17 protein-coding genes are annotated in these 16324 nt (G+C 71.2%); 6 read left to right on the top strand and 11 right to left on the bottom strand.

The window, feature by feature from the left end:
* Window positions 1–14: 14 nt before the first annotated feature.
* Window positions 15–1217 carry an acyl-CoA dehydrogenase family protein gene (locus V5E28_RS09920; protein ID WP_336206136.1) on the bottom strand — a complete coding sequence of 401 codons (1203 nt, stop codon included), beginning with the start codon at window positions 1215–1217 and terminating at the stop codon, window positions 15–17.
* 106 nt (window positions 1218–1323) lie between these two features.
* On the opposite strand from V5E28_RS09920, the gene V5E28_RS09915 reads away from it, so the two are divergent.
* Both V5E28_RS09915 and V5E28_RS09910 read left to right on the top strand, forming a co-directional pair.
* Window positions 1324–1902: a GNAT family N-acetyltransferase gene (locus V5E28_RS09915; RefSeq protein ID WP_336206135.1), complete on the top strand. Its 579-nt coding sequence runs from the start codon at window positions 1324–1326 to the stop codon at window positions 1900–1902.
* A gap of 13 nt (window positions 1903–1915) precedes the next feature.
* Complete coding sequence (locus tag V5E28_RS09910; protein WP_336206134.1) at window positions 1916–4351, top strand: nSTAND1 domain-containing NTPase; 2436 nt, start codon at window positions 1916–1918, stop codon at window positions 4349–4351.
* Here V5E28_RS09910 and V5E28_RS09905 read toward each other — a convergent pair.
* A complete protein-coding gene (locus tag V5E28_RS09905) occupies window positions 4330–4905 on the bottom strand; it encodes a TetR/AcrR family transcriptional regulator (RefSeq protein ID WP_336206133.1) in 576 nt (191 codons plus the stop codon). The genes V5E28_RS09910 and V5E28_RS09905 overlap by 22 nt on opposite strands.
* Before the next feature lie 77 nt (window positions 4906–4982).
* Between V5E28_RS09905 and V5E28_RS09900 the strand changes: the two genes are divergently transcribed.
* The gene (locus V5E28_RS09900) at window positions 4983–6143 is read left to right on the top strand and encodes an FAD-dependent monooxygenase (RefSeq protein WP_336206132.1); all 1161 of its coding nucleotides are present in this window, start codon (window positions 4983–4985) and stop codon (window positions 6141–6143) included.
* Here V5E28_RS09900 and V5E28_RS09895 read toward each other — a convergent pair.
* The 6 genes from V5E28_RS09895 to V5E28_RS09870 all read right to left on the bottom strand — a co-directional run bounded on the left by V5E28_RS09895 (window position 6046) and on the right by V5E28_RS09870 (window position 12673).
* Window positions 6046–6930 (bottom strand): DMT family transporter, encoded by an 885-nt coding sequence (locus tag V5E28_RS09895; RefSeq protein WP_336206131.1) that lies wholly within the window; start codon window positions 6928–6930, stop codon window positions 6046–6048. The genes V5E28_RS09900 and V5E28_RS09895 overlap by 98 nt on opposite strands.
* 119 nt (window positions 6931–7049) lie before the next feature.
* Complete coding sequence (locus V5E28_RS09890) at window positions 7050–7424, bottom strand: VOC family protein (RefSeq protein WP_336206130.1); 375 nt, start codon at window positions 7422–7424, stop codon at window positions 7050–7052.
* Between the two features lie 35 nt (window positions 7425–7459).
* Entirely contained in the window at window positions 7460–9667 is a 2208-nt protein-coding gene (secA2, locus tag V5E28_RS09885; protein WP_442945792.1) for an accessory Sec system translocase SecA2, read from the bottom strand.
* A gap of 135 nt (window positions 9668–9802) precedes the next feature.
* Entirely contained in the window at window positions 9803–10702 is a 900-nt protein-coding gene (locus V5E28_RS09880; protein WP_336206129.1) for a DMT family transporter, read from the bottom strand.
* 167 nt (window positions 10703–10869) lie between these two features.
* Window positions 10870–11940: an acyltransferase family protein gene (locus V5E28_RS09875; protein ID WP_336206128.1), complete on the bottom strand. Its 1071-nt coding sequence runs from the start codon at window positions 11938–11940 to the stop codon at window positions 10870–10872.
* Window positions 11941–12076: 136 nt separating this feature from the next.
* Entirely contained in the window at window positions 12077–12673 is a 597-nt protein-coding gene (locus V5E28_RS09870; protein ID WP_336206127.1) for a nucleotidyltransferase, read from the bottom strand.
* Window positions 12674–12774: 101 nt separating this feature from the next.
* Here V5E28_RS09870 and V5E28_RS09865 point away from each other — a divergent pair, with 101 nt between their 5' ends.
* Together V5E28_RS09865 and V5E28_RS09855 are read left to right on the top strand one after the other, a co-directional pair.
* A complete protein-coding gene (locus V5E28_RS09865; RefSeq protein ID WP_336206126.1) occupies window positions 12775–13260 on the top strand; it encodes a DUF1360 domain-containing protein in 486 nt (161 codons plus the stop codon).
* A gap of 402 nt (window positions 13261–13662) precedes the next feature.
* Window positions 13663–13812 carry a GPGG-motif small membrane protein gene (locus tag V5E28_RS09855; protein WP_020543887.1) on the top strand — a complete coding sequence of 50 codons (150 nt, stop codon included), beginning with the start codon at window positions 13663–13665 and terminating at the stop codon, window positions 13810–13812.
* Between the two features lie 185 nt (window positions 13813–13997).
* Here the strand turns inward: V5E28_RS09855 and V5E28_RS09850 are convergent, their stop codons facing one another.
* From V5E28_RS09850 to V5E28_RS09840, 3 genes are read right to left on the bottom strand one after another with little or no spacing between them, the layout of a single operon-like run.
* Entirely contained in the window at window positions 13998–14723 is a 726-nt protein-coding gene (locus V5E28_RS09850) for a metallophosphoesterase family protein (protein ID WP_336206125.1), read from the bottom strand.
* Window positions 14716–14964, bottom strand: coding sequence for a BON domain-containing protein (locus tag V5E28_RS09845; protein WP_336206124.1), 249 nt, complete (start codon window positions 14962–14964; stop codon window positions 14716–14718). The genes V5E28_RS09850 and V5E28_RS09845 overlap by 8 nt, the downstream gene beginning before the upstream one ends.
* Window positions 14965–15008: 44 nt before the next feature.
* Window positions 15009–16007 (bottom strand): DNA topoisomerase IB, encoded by a 999-nt coding sequence (locus V5E28_RS09840; protein WP_336206123.1) that lies wholly within the window; start codon window positions 16005–16007, stop codon window positions 15009–15011.
* A gap of 55 nt (window positions 16008–16062) precedes the next feature.
* On the opposite strand from V5E28_RS09840, the gene V5E28_RS09835 reads away from it, so the two are divergent.
* Window positions 16063–16317, top strand: a complete 255-nt coding sequence (locus tag V5E28_RS09835; RefSeq protein WP_336206122.1) for a hypothetical protein — start codon at window positions 16063–16065, stop codon at window positions 16315–16317.
* The last annotated feature ends 7 nt before the right edge of the window (window positions 16318–16324 follow it).

The raw sequence follows: 16324 nt of genomic DNA, 5'->3' as shown, positions 1-16324 counted from the left end.
TCCAGCTCCTGTCGTCACATGTACTTCTTCAGCTCGCGGTAGGCCAGCGACCGCTTGTGCACCTCGTCGGGACCGTCGGCCAGGCGCAGCGAGCGGGCTCCCGCCCAGAGGCCGGCCAGCGGGAAGTCCTGGGAGACGCCGCCCGCGCCGTGCACCTGGATGGCCTTGTCGAGGATCCACTCGACGGTGATCGGGGTGGAGATCTTGATGGCCTGGATCTCGGTGTGGGCGCCCTGGTTGCCGACGGTGTCCATCAGCCAGGCGGTCTTCAGCACGAGCAGGCGGAGCTGCTCGATGCGGATGCGGGACTCGGCGATCCAGTCCTGGATCACGCCCTGCTGGGCGACGGGCTTGCCGAACGCGGTCCGGCTCAGGGCGCGGCGGCACATGAGCTCGACCGCGCGCTCGGCCATGCCGATCAGCCGCATGCAGTGGTGGATGCGGCCCGGCCCGAGCCTGGCCTGGGCGATGGCGAAGCCGCCGCCCTGCTCGCCGATCAGGTTGTCCACCGGCACCCGGACGTCCTCGAAGACGATTTCGGCGTGCCCCCCGTGGTCGGCGTCGCTGTAGCCGAAGACGTGCATGCCGCGCTCGATCCGCATGCCGGGGGTGTCGCGGGGCACCAGGATCATGCTCTGCTGGCGGTGCTTGGGCGCCTCCGGGTCCGTCTTGCCCATGACGATGAAGATCTTGCAGTCGGGGCTCATCGCGCCGGAGATGAACCACTTGCGGCCGTTGACGACGAACTCGCCACCGTCGCGGACGATCGAGGTGGCGATGTTGGTGGCGTCCGAGGAGGCCACGTCGGGCTCGGTCATCGCGAACGCCGAGCGGATCTCGCCGTCGAGGAGCGGCTCGAGCCACTCCTTGCGCTGCCACTCGCTGCCGAACATGGACAGCACTTCCATGTTGCCCGTGTCGGGCGCGGCGCAGTTGGTGGCCACCGGAGCCAGGTGCGGGCTGCGGCCCATGATCTCGGCCAGCGGCGCGTACTGCAGGTTGGTCAGCCCGGCGCCGTGGTCACCGGGCAGGAACAGGTTCCACAGGCCGCGCTGCCTGGCCTCGTCCTTCAGGTCGTTGATCAGCGGCGGAGCGCTCCAGCCGCTGCTCGCGGCCTGCTCCTCGAAGGCGTGCTCGGCCGGATAGACGCATTCGTCCATGAACAGCAGCAGGCGCTGCCGCAGGTCCTCGGTGACAGCGTCGAAGGCGAAGTCCATGCCGTGAGCCTACCGACCGGCCGGTATGAGTGTCGACAGGTGGTTCCCAACAAAACCGCCCATGTGGACATCATCGTGACCCCACACCGCCTCATAAGGTCACGTCATGACCGCCAACCTGCCCGCGCCCGTCGTGCTCGAGAACGATGTCGTCCGCCTGGAACCGCTCACCATGGACCACCTGTCCGACCTGTTCGCCGCGTCGGGCGGCGACGACGAGGTCTGGCGCTGGCTGCCCGCCGAGACGCCCCGCACGGAGGAGGACCTGGCGCGGACCGTCCGCTACCTGATGGAGGACGACAAGCACATCCCGCTGGCCGTGATCCTCAAGGAGAGCGGCAGGGCCGTCGGCTGGACGACCTACATCGACGTGCCCGGCTTCGACGAGAGCGTCGAGATCGGCTGGACCTGGTACGGCAGGGCCTGCTGGCGCTCGGCCGTCAACACGAGCTGCAAGCTGCTCCTGATCGACCACGCCTTCGACAAGCTCGGCTACAACCGGGTCGCCCTCAAGACCGACGTCCTCAACGTACGCTCCCAGAACGCGATCAAGCGGATCGGCGGCGTGCACGAGGGCACGCTGCGGCGCCAGCGCAGGAGGCCCGACGGCACCTGGCGCGACACGGTCTATTTCGGCATCCTCGTAGAGGAGTGGCCGGATCACAGGGCCCGCCTGATCCGTTAGCCGAAAGGCGCGCATGGTCATCGAACGGCTGGGAGGCTACTGGCTCGGCGCCCGGCTCGGCGGGAGCGTGCGCGAGGCGTACGACGAGTCGGGAGGCCGCTATGCGCTCACCCTGCTCGACCCGCCCGATGACTACGAGGGGCTGGCGAGCTGGGCCGCCACGGCCCGGCGGATCAGCTCCCTGCGCGTGGCCAGACTGGTGGCCTGCGACCTGGACGGAGACGTCCCCTACCTGGTCAGCGAGTACGTGGAGGGCGTGAGCGTGCGCTCGATCGTGGAGCGGCACGGCCCCTACCACGGCGACGACCTCTACCGCCTGGCCGCCACCACGGCCACCGCGCTGGCCGCCATCCACGAGGCGGGAGCGACGCACGGCGGGCTCACCCCCGGCAGGGTCCTCATCGGCGCGGACGGGCCCCGGGTGATCGGCCCGCGTCCGTGCGCGGACGGCGGCGGCCCGCCCGGCGATGTGCTGGCCTGGGGCAGGCTGCTGCACTACGCCGCCTACGGCTCCCGCCGGGACCCCGCGACCGGGGAGCGCGACTCCCGTCGCGTCCGCGCGGACCCGCCACTCGACCGCAGGCTGCGCGAGCTGATCACCTCCGCGCTGCACGAGGACCCGCCCCATCGGCCGGGCGCCCGCCAGCTCCTGTTATCCCTGCTCGACGCCCCCCAGTCCCAGCAGGGCCGGCTGCTGCCCCCTGACCCGGTCGACGACCCGCCGCTCGGCGCGCGGGCCGACGACCTCTACCTCAAGCTCCCCCTGCCCGACCAGGCCCTGGTGCCGGAGGTGTTCCTGCGCCTGATCGGCGTCGCCGCCGACGGCGCGGACACCCGGCGGCCCGCCACCCGCGAGGGGCTGCTCTCGGGCCGGGCCCCGGAGCAGGCCGCCGCCATCGACCGGGTGCTCAAGACGTACGGCGAGGCGGGAGTGCTGGACACCGCCGGGAACGGCTCGACGACGATCGCGCACGCGGCGCTCCTGCGAGCCTGGCCACGCCTGCGCGAATGGCTGGACGCCGAGCGCGGCGGGCTGGGCGTACACCGGGAGCTGGCCGGGGCGGCGCGGAGGTGGGAGGAGGACGGGCGGCGGGACGCGGACCTGTTCCTCGACGGCGCGCTGGACCGGTCGCTGGCGTGGGCCGCGGGCGGACGACGGCACCTCACGCTGAGCGCCACCGAGCAGGCGTTCCTGGACGCGGGGCGGGCGCTGGCGCGCAGGCGGGCGCGCAGGCGCAGGGCCGTCACGGCGGCCCTGGTGGCGGCGGCGATCGCCGTCGTGCTCGTGTGGCAGGGCGGCGCGGCCGACGGGCGGCTGGAGCAGGCGATGGCCAAGGTGGCGGCGTCCAGGGCGGAGGCGGCGCGGATGGCCGATCCGGTGACGGCCCGCAAGCTGGGCCTGGCCGCCTGGAGCCTGGCGCCCGTGGAGCAGGCGCGCAGGGCTCTGGAGGGTTCGGCGGCCGATCCCGCGGTGGACGTGTTCGCCGACCCGCACGCCACCGACCGGTCCCTGCACGCCCTCAGCGCCGACGGCGGCCGCCTCGCGTCGCTGGCCGACGGGACGTTGCGGGTTTTCGACCTCGCCCGCCGCGAGCAGGTGGCCGAGGCCGGCGGACCGGCCCAGAACGTGCGGGCGATGGCCTGGTCGCCGGACGGGCGGACGCTGGCGATGGTGGGCGTCGACCGGTCCTACCTGTGGGACACGACCTCGACCGCGGGCGTGGGGCCGCCGTTCGGCCGGGGACTCGGCGCGCCGGGAGAGCAGGCGGCGTGGTTCAGCCCGGGCGGCGGGCTGCTGTTCGCGGCGGCCCGCCAGTCCGGCGAACGCTGGGCGTGGGATCTGCGTGCCGGGCGGGCGACGCTCGTCGGCGAGTACGCCGTCGCCGGGCCGCGCGACCGGGTGGCGCTGGTCTTCTCCGGCCGGGCCTCGCACGTCCGCTACCTCGACACGGGTGCGACCACCGAGCGGCCGTGGCTGGACAGGATGCCGTGGGAGTACGCGGCGTTCGCACCTGACGGCGAGCGGGTGGCGATCGCCGAGGAGACCGGCATCCAGATCTACCGGCTCGACGGGGTGCCGACGCTGCCCTTCCGCCTCCAGCCGTCACCCGGTTACCTGAGCTTCAGCGCCGACGGGCGGATCCTGGCCGGCACCGGGAGCGACCGCGTCCGGGCCTGGCGGGTCGCGGACGGCACGCTGCTGGCCGAGCGGCAGGTGTCCGCGACCGGCACCGACCGGCCCGCGCAGGCGGCGATCGGCGCGGACGGCCGCTGGCTGCGCGTGCTGGCCGGGCGCGGCACGGTTCTCACCGTCGACCTGGCGCATCCCGCCGGTCGCCAGGATCCGGAGCTGTCGGCGGCGGCGGTCTGCGAGAGGTACGGCGCGCTGTCACCCGCCGAGTGGCAGCGGCACCTGCCCGAGCTGCCTTACCGGGAGCTCTGCGGCTGACCGTCGAGCATGCCCGCCAGCAGCTCGCGCATGGCCACGCGGAGCTCGTCGAGCGATGGCTCGGACCCCGCTCCGGCTATCGCGTCGAACATGATGCCTTCGCCGAACGCCACGAGCTGGCGCGCGTGCCGTACCGGATCCCGGGAGCCGGCGGCGGTGAGCAGGGCGACGGCCGGGTCGCGGAAGCGGCGGCCGGCCTGGTCGTAGATCCTGCGCAGCTCCGGCCGCCTGGTCGCCTCCAGGGCCAGCTCGTAGCGGGCCAGGGTGCGCCGGTGGTCGCGCAGCTGGATCTGGAGCACCTTCGCCATCTGGCCGGGCAGGTCGCCGAGGGCGGGGCGGCCGCCGGTCATCATCTCGGCGAACACGCGCTCCTCCAGCTCCGTCAGCCGCGACAGGGTGAGCTCCAGCAGTGCGGCGCGGGTGCGGGCGAGGTTGGACGTCGAACCCGGTGGCAGGCCGGCTGCCTCGTCGACGGCGCGGTGGGTGAGGCCGCGCATGCCCCGCTCGGCCAGCAAGGTGATCGCCGCCTCGGCGACGGCCTCGGAACGCTTCACGGGCACCGATACTACATTTGTAGTCCACACTACGGCTGTAGTACGGTCGCACTACAGGCGTAGTTAAGGAGCTGGACATGGCGAAGGCCGTAGTGATCGGAGGGGGCATCGGCGGGCTGGCCGCCGGCATCGCCCTGCACCGCGAGGGCTGGGAGGTGAGCGTGCTGGAGCGCGCCTCCGAGCTGGAGGCGGTCGGATCCGGATTGGCGATCGCGGTCAACGGGCTGCGCGCCCTCGACACGCTGGGGCTCGGCGACGCGGTGCGCGAGCTGTCCGCGCTGGAGGGGCAGGCGGGCATCCGGGCCTCCGGCGGTCGCTGGCTCACGCACACCACCGAAGTCAAGGTGCGCGAGCTCTACGGGGACTCGGTCGTCATGCTGCTGCGCGCGACGCTGGTGGACCTGCTCGCGGACACGCTCGGCCGGGAGCGCCTGCGGCTGGACACCGCCGTCACCGGTGTGGACGCCGCCACGGGCACCGTCCGCACCGGCACGGGCGAGCTGCGGGCCGATCTGGTCGTGGCCGCCGACGGCATCCATTCGCCGGTGCGCGCCGCGCTCTTCCCCGGGCATCCGGCGCCGGTCTACGCGGGGGTGACGGCCTGGCGCGGGCTCGTGCCCAGGCGCGGCCTGCCGATCCAGAGCTCGGAGAGCTGGGGCAGGGGCACCGTGTTCGGCATCCACGCCATCAACGACGACCTGGTCTACTTCTACGCCACGGACCTGTCACCCGCCGGCGCCGTCCACGCCGACGAGCGCGAGGAGCTGCTGCGCAGGTTCGGGGACTGGCACGAGCCGATCCCGGCCCTGCTGCGCGGCGCGGACCCCGCGCGGATCCTCCGCAACGACCTCTACTATCTGCGCGACCCTCTGCCCGCCATGCACTCCGGCCGGGTGGCGCTAGTGGGCGACGCGGCCCACCCGATGACGCCCAACCTCGGCCAGGGGGCCTGCCAGGCGATCGAGGACGCGGTGGTGCTCGCCGGCCTGGCGGGCGGCGATCTGGCCGCCTACACCGAGGCCCGTCTGCGGCGGACCGCGGAGGTGGTGCGCAGGTCCATGTCGATCTGCAAGATCACCAAGCTGCGCAACCCGGTCGCCGTGGCCCTGCGCGACAGAGGGATGTCGCTGGCCGCGCGGCTCACGCCCGATCTGATGCTGCGGTCAATGAACGAGCTTCTGGATTGGCGGCCACCGGCGCGGACTTGGAGTGGTCGGGAGCCAGCCGGCCCAGCGTGATCGTGCCGCCGATGGTCAGCGCCGCCGCGAGCAGCGCGGGCACGGCCGTGGCCGAGCCGGTCGGCAGCGGCTCGCCGAGCAGGATCGCACCGGCCAGCACCGAGGTGATCGGGTCGATGACCTGCACGCCGGCGTAGGCGATGCCGAAGTAGCCGACCGCGTAGGAGCGCTGCAGTAAGATCACCGCGCAGATCAGCAGGACGGGCACCGCCAGGGTGAACCAGTGCAGCAGCCGGCCCCAGTCGCCCTCCATGCCGCCGCCGACCACCCGGACGAAGGTGGACACGCTCGCCGTGACGGCGCCCGCTCCGATCGACAGCAGCAGCGCTCTGCCGGGGCCGCGGGTCCTGGCGGCGGCGAGCTGGCTGACCAGCACGATCACCCCGATCACCGCGATGAAGACCAGGGCGGCGCCGCTGCCGAGCCTCGGGGTGACGTGGTGCTGCGGCACCAGCATCATGAGCCAGAGCAGGCCGACGGCGACCGCGATGGAGCCCAGGATCTCCGCCTTGTACGGCTTGCGGCCGTACATGAGCGCGGCCAGCGGCACCGCGAAGACCAGCGTGGCCACGCTGATGGGCTGCACCGCGACCAGCGGCGCGAAGCTCAGCGCCACGGCGTGCAGGCTGGCGCCGGTGAAGCCGATGATGCCGCCGATCCACCAGCGGGGGCGCCTGACCAGCCTGAACGAGGCGCCCTCCGCCACCGCCTCGTACTGTTGCAGCGCCGCGCCGAGCGCGTAGCCCAGCGCGCCGGCGAGGGCGATGAGCACGCCGACCCAGGTCATGGGCGCCCACGCAGGGGCAGAGGTCCTTCCAAGAGCATTACTCCAGCTTAGAGGGGAAGCAATGCACTCGAATCATCCTTTAGGCCCATTCCGGGGGCAGAATCCCGGCTAATTGGGTGTCAGGACTTCTCCGGGCAGACGCAGAACAGGTGGCCCTCGGGGTCCTGCATGACGATCCACCCCACGCCTTCGTCGGTGACGCCGGGCTGGAACTCGGGCTTGGTGGCGCCGATGGCGAGGTAGTCGGCGACGGCCCGCTCCACGTCCGGCACCCGGAAGTCGAGATGGAACTGCTTGTCGGGGCTCGGCCACCGCACCGGCTTGCGGTCGGGGACGCGACCGAAGTAGATGTTCGTGGTGCCGTCGCCGACGGCGGCGTACTCATCCTCCGCGTACTGGACGTCGAATCCGGTCACCTGGTGGTAGAACTCGGCCAGCTTCCTGGGCTCCGCGCAGTCGATGGTGAAAGCTATGAGGTTCGCCTTGGTTGTCATGAGCCCATGCTCGCAGGCGTACCTGCCATCTCCTGTCAGGTACGCGAAGGACGTGCCCCGGAGCCGACCCGCTTGAGAATCCGCTCCCACTCGGTGCCGAACGGGTTGTCCTGCACCAGGTAGGTCCAGGTCGCCTCGGGCCGCTTCAGATCAGGCTCCGGCGCCTCGAACGACTCCAGCGATCGCCGCTCCACCTCGGTCAGCAGCGACTTGTACTCCGCCACGGCCTCGCGGTGGAACTCGTCGATGGGGCTCATCCGGCCCAGCGCGCGCAGGTGGATGCCTTCCCGCAGGTCGGTGAGGAAGGCCAGGTGCTCGGTCCAGCAGCGGTCGATCGCGTGCAGCACGATCTGCCTGGCCGTCTCCTCCCGGCTGGCCTCCGGCATCGACTCCCAGCGCTCGGGGTCGGCCGCGGCCAGCGCCTTGGCGGCCGCGTCCCCGTGCAGCACCTTGTCGCGCCACTCCATGATCAGCTCCCGCTGCTGCTCGAGCAGCCGGGTGTAGCGCCACGTGTTGCGGTGGATCTGGAGGTTGACGCCCTCCGCCACCCGCTGGGCGTGCCCGACGAGGTAGGCGCCGCGGCGATGGCGCACCAGGCCGTCGGGGTCCGCGCCCGGCGGGCGCTCGTCCGGGGTGAACTGGGTGATCAGCTCGTCCTGCATGCTGACGAGGAACACCGAGCCGCCCGGGTCGCCCTGGCGGCCCGCCCGGCCGCGCAACTGGTCGTCCAGGCGACTGCTGGCATGGCGGCCCGACCCGATCACGTACAGGCCGCCGAGCTCGGCGACGCCTTCGCCGAGACGGATGTCGGTGCCGCGCCCGGCCATCTGGGTGGAGACGGTGATGGCGTCGCGCTCGCCAGCCTTGGCGATGATCGCGGCCTCTTCGGCGTCGTTCTTGGCGTTGAGCACCACCGGCTGCAGGTTGCGGCGCTGCAGCAGCTTGGCCAGGTTCTCCGACTCGGCCACGTCGAGCGTGCCGATGAGGATGGGCCTGCCGGTGGCGTGCGCCTCCTGGATCTCCTCGACCAGTGCCGCGTCCTTGTCGGGCACGGTCGGGTAGATCCGGTCCGGCTCGTCCTTCCTGACGCACGGCCTGTTGGACGGGATCACCGCGACCTTCAGCCCGTAGAACTCGCCGAGCTGCTCGCTCACGGCGACGGCCGTGCCGGTCATGCCGCACACCCGCGGGTAGCGCCTGATCAGCCCCTGGACGGTGATCGAGTCCAGGATCTCGCCCTTCTCGCTGGGCGGCAGCGCCTCTTTGGCCTCCACCGCCGCCTGCAGCCCGTTGGGCCAGCGCTGCAGCACGGCGACCCGGCCGCGCGAGGGGTTGATCAGCTGCACCTTGCCGTCGCGCACGATGTAGTCGACGTCGCGGGCGAGCAGCGCGTGCGCGTGCAGCGCCAGGTTCAGCTCGATCAGCGTGCCGGGCTCGTGCTCGTCGTAGAGCTCGATGCCCAGCAGGTTCTCGACGCTCTCGGCGCCCTTCGGCGTCAGATAGACATTGCGCGCCTGCTCGTCGATCTCGTAGTGGTAGCCCCTGATGAGCTGCCTGACCAGCACGGCCATCTCCGGCACCGCGCTGCCCGCGTCGGACGCCCCGGCCATCACCAGCGGCACCCGCGCCTCGTCCACGAGCACGGAGTCGGCCTCGTCGATCAGCGCCACCTCCGGCGCCGGCACGATGATCTCGCTCGCGTCGGTCCGCAGCCGGTCGCGCAGCACGTCGAACCCGATCTCGCTGACGGGCCCGTAGGTGACGTCCTTCGAGTACGCCTCCCGCCGCTCCTCAGGCGTGGAGCCCTGGCCGAGCCAGCCGACGCTGACCCCCATGGCCTCGTAGAAGGGGGCCATCCACTCGGCGTCGCGCCGGGCCAGGTAGTCGTTGACGGACATCACGTGCACCCGCTTGCCCTGCAGCGCGTATCCCGCCGCCGCCATGGCCCCGGACAGCGTCTTGCCCTCACCGGTGGCCATCTCCGCCACCTTCCCGTCGAGGAGGGCGAGGGTCCCCAGCAACTGCACGTCGTACGGCCTGAGCCCCAGGGTCCTGTCGGCCGCCTCCCGCGCGATGGCGCAGAACTCGGCCAGGTCGCCCATGTCCGGCCGGGGCAGCTCGTCCAGCCCGCCGACCCGGTCAGCCCTGCCGCCCGCCGCTTTGACGGTCTTGTGGTACGGGCTCAGGTTCACGCCGCCGGGGCGGTCCAGAAGGTTCCTGACAATTGCTGTAATCGAGGCCACAGTTCCTCCAACGCGCGCTCCGGCGGCACCGTTCCCTCCGTGCCGCTCGGGGAGCGGAGCGACGGTACGGCACGCGTCGCCGTACGGACCCTAACCCATACGGCGCGCCCGATCGCCACACCGCTCCCCGGCCCCCTAATCCGCCCGCGCCCGCCTCGCCCTGGCCACCGCTGTCACCACGGCTGTCAGCACCGCCGGGGCCATCATGGCGAGCAGCAACAGCACGCATCCGAACCAGGCGACAGGCGTGAGCCGCTCGCCGAACAGCACCACGCCGAGCACGGCCGCGCCGGCGGCCTCGCCCAGCGAGACGATGGACACGGTGGTGGCGCTCAGCGCGGTCAGCGCCCGGAAGAACAGCGCGTAGGCCAGGGCGGTGGGCACCGCGCCCAGATAGAGCAGCAGCCCCACGCTCTCCCAGCTCGCCTCGGGCAGCATCCCGCCGGCCAGGGCGAACGGGGCCAGGCAGATCGCGCCCACGACGAACCCGCCGACGGCCGTCCCCTCGGGGTCGTCGTGATGCCGCCGCGAGAACAGGGTCACCGCGGCGTACCCGGCGGCGGACAGCAGAGCCAGCCCCACCCCGGCCGGCGCGCTACCGGCCGTTCCGACGGCGGCTTCGCCGGTGAGCAGGAGCAGGCCGGTCAAGGCCGTCACCAGGGCGAGCAGGCCGGCCCCGCCCAGGCGCTCACCCAGGAGGAACCGGCTGCCCAGGGCCGTGAACAGCGGGGTCGCCCCCATGGTGACCACGGTCGCGACCGCCACCCCCGACTCGGCGATGGCGGCGAAGTAGGCGGTCTGATAGACGGCCATCCCGATGCCCACGAGCGCGACGCGCCGGTTGACTCGCCAGATGCGGGGTTTGCTGAGAGGGAGGAGGAAGGCGGCGCCCAGCAGGTAACGCCAGAAGGAGACGTCCAGGGGGTCGAGTCCGCCCGAGGCGAACAGCAGGGAGCCGGCGGCGCCGCCGGTGCCCCAGGCCGCGGCGGCCGTCGCGACGTACAGGGTGGCACGCCGGGTCGACAGATCGGTCATGACAGATTGCTCCGGAGTGGAGTGGTCGGAATGGGCCCGGTGTGCGGGCAGCAGCCACCCTCGGATCTGTCAGACCCGGAAAATCAGGAGATGCCGCCCGCTACTGGGCGGGCGGCGGGGAACACGGGAGAAATCGCGGCACGAGGTGCACTCTATCGCGGCGGCCTTCAGGCGATGACCGGCGCCCTGTAGCCGGTGGCGAGCCGCTTGAGCCGGGGGGCCAGGGGCCGCTCGACGAATCGGTGGACCGCGTAGGCGGCGGCGCACATCACCGCGACCAGGCCGAACAGCAGCACGTACTTGTTGACGGCGTCGCCGATCCGGTCGAAGGCGATGAAGCCGATGTGCGCGTGCAGCAGGTAGAGCGGGTAGGTGAGCGCGCCGGCCGTGACCAGCCAGGGCCTCGCCAGCGGCCTGGTCACCCGGAACGCCACCAAGGTCATGATCGCGAAGATGGCCACGACCGCCACCGTGATGATCACGGGGTCGTACTCGACGGAGTAGCGCGCGCCGACGGCCTCGGCGTAGCCGAGCGCCCGGTAGACGGCGTTGCCCAGGCAGAGCAGCACCAGCAGCGCGAGGTGCCCGTCCACCCCGGACCTGTAGATCATGAACAGGGCCATCCCGGCGATGAAGTAGTGCGAGAACTCCGACTGCACCAGCAGGTCCGCTGCCGGCGGCAACACCCCGGCCTCGACCCCCAGCGTCAGCAGCAGCCAGCCCCACAGCAGCGCCATCACCCTGGCCCCGGTGATCCCGACCCACGTGAGCACCAGGATGATCAGGTAGAACCGCATCTCCGTCCAGAGCGTCCAGTAGACGACGTCGACGTTGGCCACGTCGGGGACCGCCTGGAACATCGTCAGGTTCGCCGCGAACTGCTGGAGGGTGACCGCGAACAGCCCCTGCCCCACCAGGACCGTCACCAGCGCGGTGACCGCGACCCCCACCCAGTACGCCGGGTAGAGCCGCACCGCCCGGCTCACCAGGAAGTCGCGAGGCCCTCTCCCCCATGCGCTCATCAGCACCACGAACCCGCTGATGGCGAAGAACAGGTCCACGCCCAGGTAGCCGTACTTGGACCAGGCGCTCTCGGCCCCGAAGGCGACCGGGCTCGTGCCGCCGGCCCAGCCGGAGAACGTGTAGTGGAAGAGGACCACGAAGAGCGCCGCCAGCAGCCGGAGCCCGTCGAGCTCGTACAGCCTGTCCTTGCCGGGAGTCGCGGGTGCGGGTCTCATGGGGTCCCCCTCGTGTCACCTGGAGGATCCGCGAGGGTGGTTGCGGCGGCTTTGACAACCGCTGTACGCATCACTGCAAGTGGTGCAAGGGCAGCAAAAAGGCCGCGCCCGACTGGCGCGGCCCGGTCCCCAGGGGTTACGGCCAGGCGGGGTCCCCGGCAGGCTCCACCGGGCCGTCCAGCACACCCAGCCGTTCGAGCAGGGTGAGGAACGTCGCGGCGTACGGCGAGCGGGCGGTCACGGCGGCGACCCGCGCCCAGTCCACCTGCTCGCGCAGCGCCCGCACCTGAGGCAGCAGGGCGCCGTAGTCACAGGCGTGCTCGGACATCGGCAGCAGCCAGGACACGACGAGGTCGGTCGCCTCCAGCACCGGCACGATGACGGCCGACGCCTTCATCGGTTCGGCCCGGTCGAGCAGCTCGTCGGTCACCGGCTGGTCGGACACCTTGAAGATCAGGTCCACCAGTTTGCCCTCGTCGAAGGCCTTGACCAGCCAGTCCTCCGGCGGCTTGGCGGTCTTGAAACCCAGCCCGCGCAGCGCTTCCAGAGCGGCGGGCACGTCATGCTCGGTGAGCACGAAATCCACGTCGTGCAGGGAGGGCGCGGCGCCTCTGGCGTAGGCCGCGCATCCGCCCGCCAGAGCGAACTTCACCCCGGCGTCCTTCAGCCCGGAGCTCGCGCGTTTGAGCGTGTCAAGGATTGCGTCAGTGACCTCATGGCTATGGCTGCTCATGGGGTCGGGCTACCCTCACGCTCGGCGAATAGGCGTTGGGATCATGGCTGTGGAGTGCGGTGGGCGACTAGAGCTAAGGTGCCCGGGTAGCGCGAGCCCTCATGACCGACTTCCTGGAGAAGACCGAGCGGGAGTACGAGGGCGAGCACGACCGGCCGCTGCGTACCTACGTCCGCATCCTGAGCGTGTACGGCGGCGTGGTGGCCACCGCGGTGGCCGCCGCGGCCGCGACCGGACGCCGCCCGCCGGAGCGGATCGGGCTGATGGACGTGGCACTGATGGCGGCGTGCACGCACAAGGTGGCCCGGCTGCTGGCCAAGGATCCGGTGACGAGCCCGATCCGCGCGCCCTTCACCCGCTACGAAGGGGTGAGCGGGCCCGCCGAGCTGAAGGAGAAGCCTCTCAACACCGTCGGCGAGCTGCTGAGCTGCCCGTTCTGCATCGCCCAGTGGGCGGCCACCGGCTACGCCATCGGCCTGGTCTTCGCGCCGAGGGCCACCCGGCTGGCCGGCGCGGCGATGACGGCGGTGGCCGCGTCCGACTGGCTGCAGCTGGCCTACGCCAAGCTGATGAAGTCGGCCTCCTAGCGACCATCGGCAGCACCTGGCACGGTAGAAGTCGAAGAACGCGTCCTGCTCCGTGACGGCCTCGGCGAGCCGCTCGAAGTGCCACGGCAGGATCTGCGACGCCTCCCCCTCGATGCCCTGCGTGGGCGGCCACAGGCGTTGCGGTGGTGGCGTGCCCTGGGCGATGACCGCCGGATGGATGCGGATGAGCGGGCACGTCACGGCCGTGGTGAGCGGAAGTGACCGGAGATCCACAGCGCCTCGAACCCTGCGCGTTCCGCCGCCTTGGCCTGCCTGACCAGCTCCTGTGGCCATGGTCCTCACAGGAGAGGAAGTGACCGAATGTCGTCATCCGGCACCCACTTATCGCCGCCGAGCGGGAAAACATGTTAAGTGCCGAATCACACGGGCAGTTGCAGACGCATGGCTACTTTGCTCTGGATCATCGCGGTAATCCTCGTCATCGCCGGCATCTATGTGATTCTGGCCCGTCGCGATCTCCTTTGGGGAATCGTCCTGATCGTCCTCGGGTTCCTCGTGGGGCCTGGAGGCGTCAGCATCTTCAATGTGTAGGGGCGGCGACCGCCCCACCCGTCCCTCCACTGGGCCGGTGCCCGAGAGCGGCCCAGTGGATCACGTTGCCTTACCGCCCTTCCCCTCGGCACGGGAAGGGCGTTCATAACGAAAGTTTGCTGACAACGGTCCGAACGCGACACGGCCGGCTCGCACAGAGCCGGCCGTGTCGCGTTGCGCCAGATCTACTCGTCCATGCTGAGGCAGTAGACCGCGTAGGCCTTGCCGATCACCGGCAGCGCGACGTTGCGCACCCGGATCCCGCCGGGGGTCATGCCCTTCTCGCTGCCCTTGTGCGCGTGGCCGTGCAGGATGAGGTCGGCACCCGCCGTGTCGACCGCCTCGGCCAGCAGATAGCTGCCAAGGAACGGGTAGATCTCCAGCGGCTCGCCCTCGAGCGTCTCCTTGATGGGCGAGTAGTGCGACAGCACCACACGGTGGTCCGCCTGGACCTCCTTGAGCGCGACCTTCCACGCCTCGGCGATGTTGCGGGTGTGCCGGACGAAGTCCTTGATCTCACGCTCGCCGAACTCGCTGGCGCACTTGCCCGCGAACCCGCCGCCGAATCCCTTGCCGCCGACCACGCCCAGCTTCGTCCCGCCGCACTGCACCACCACTCCGTCGTCTTCGAGCACGATCACGCCGGCGTTCCGTAGCTCGCCGGCGATCTGGTGCTGCAGGTCGGAGTGGTAGTCGTGGTTGCCGAGCACGGCGACGACCGGCACCGGCAGGTCGCGGAGCTCGTCCGCCACGAGTTGTCCCTCCGCGAGGGTGCCGTGCCGGGTCAGATCACCCGCCAGCATCAGCACGTCGGCACGTTCCTCGATGCCCGTCAGTCGCTTCCGGTAATGGCCGCGGGCGTCCTCGCCCAGGTGAATGTCTCCTACGGCCGCTATGCGCAGGTCAGTCAAGATGCTCGTCCTCCCCGGGCTCGGTGACATCGACGATCTTTATCTCGTTGTGCACGTAGAGGGCCGGGGCGGTTTCGCGCGCCACCTCGCCGAGCCTGTCCCTCTGCTCGGACTCGCTCACCTGGCCACGCAGGAAGAGCTGGTCACCGCGAATGTCGACGCGGATGCCGAGCTCGTTCGTGCGCGTGTCCTCGGCCAGCGCCTGCTGGACGCGGGCCGCGACGTACTGCGGAGCTTCCATCGCTGCCTCCTTCTCCTGTCGCCGCATGCCCATGGACGAACCGCTCAAACGGCGCGAAGAAGGCGGATGACCGCCCGTTCCACCGCGCCGTGCGTGGCGAGCTGCCCATAGTCGGCGTCGGCTCCCAGCTCGGTCAGCGCGGCGGCGATGGTCTTGCCCCGCTCGTACGCCTCGATCGCCCGCGGGTCCACGTACGACCCCCGCGCCACGGTCGGGGTGTTGCCCAGATAGTCGGCGACCTCCCGCATGACCCGGGCGACCGCCCGTTTCCTGGCGGCCTCGGTGGCCGCCTCCTTGGACACCGCCAGCCCCACGGCGGACAGGACGGTGGCGTGCCAGGTGCGGAAGTCCTTGGCGGTGAAGTCGCCGACGGTCTCGTGCAGGTAGTCGTTGATGTCCTCGCTGCGCACGTCCACCCAGCCGCGGCCGTTGCGGTAGCGCAGCAGGTCACCGCTGGTGCGCAGGGCCTTGAGCGACCGGATCACCCGGCAGGCGCCCTCGTCCGCCAGCTCGATCTCCCGGGGGATGTCGCCTTTGGCCGGGTAGGAGCAGGTGATGGCGCCGCGGGAGCAGGTGACGTGCTCCATCTGGAGGGTCGCCAGGCCGTAGGAGTCGTAGCTCTCCCCGCCCACGCGGAAGAATCCCACATCGAGCAGCCGTGCCGCGGCGGCCAGCACCCGCTGCCTGGTCAGCCCGCGCCCCTTGAGCTGCTCGTCGACGGTCTTCCTGAACGCGGGCAGCCTCTCGGCCAGCTCCAGGACGCGGTCGAACTTCGCCTCGTCCTGCTCCTGCCGCCACTGGTCGTGGTAGCGGTACTGCTTGCGCCCCGCCGCGTCGGTCCCGACCGCCTGCAGATGCCCCTCGGCGGAGGCGCAGATCCACACGTCGGTCCAGGCGGGCGGGATCACCAGTTCCTTGATCCGGTCCAGGGTCGCCCGGTCGCGCACCAGCGAGCCGTCAGGGTGGTGATAGCTGAAGCCACGCCCCCGACGACGCCGGACGATCCCCGGCTCGTTCTGGTCACTCGGCCGCAACTCGGACACGCCCGCCGGGCTACCCGCCACGTTAGGCGGCAAACGGTAGGGGCAGGTGGGCCACATGACTGAAGACAGGGACTGGGAAGAGCGTTCGGACAGGGGGCATGCCATGGTGCCCGCCACACCGCGCGACGTGGCGCACATCAGGGTGGGCTCCTTCATCCTGGTGTTCCTGTTCGCGCTGGCCGTGCTCGGCGTCATTTCCCGTGCGCCCGTGATGACCGGCATCGCGATCGTCGCGGCCATCGTCACCGTCATCGACATCGTGCTGGCCGTACGTCGCCAGAAGGACCGTGACATCGGAGAGGCGGGCTGATTCCCCC

This window comes from Nonomuraea sp. LPB2021202275-12-8 (genome assembly GCF_037044575.1).
Lineage (GTDB): Bacteria > Actinomycetota > Actinomycetes > Streptosporangiales > Streptosporangiaceae > Nonomuraea.
Note: the sequence above shows the minus strand (reverse complement) of the source record. Positions and strands in the feature narration are given on the sequence as shown.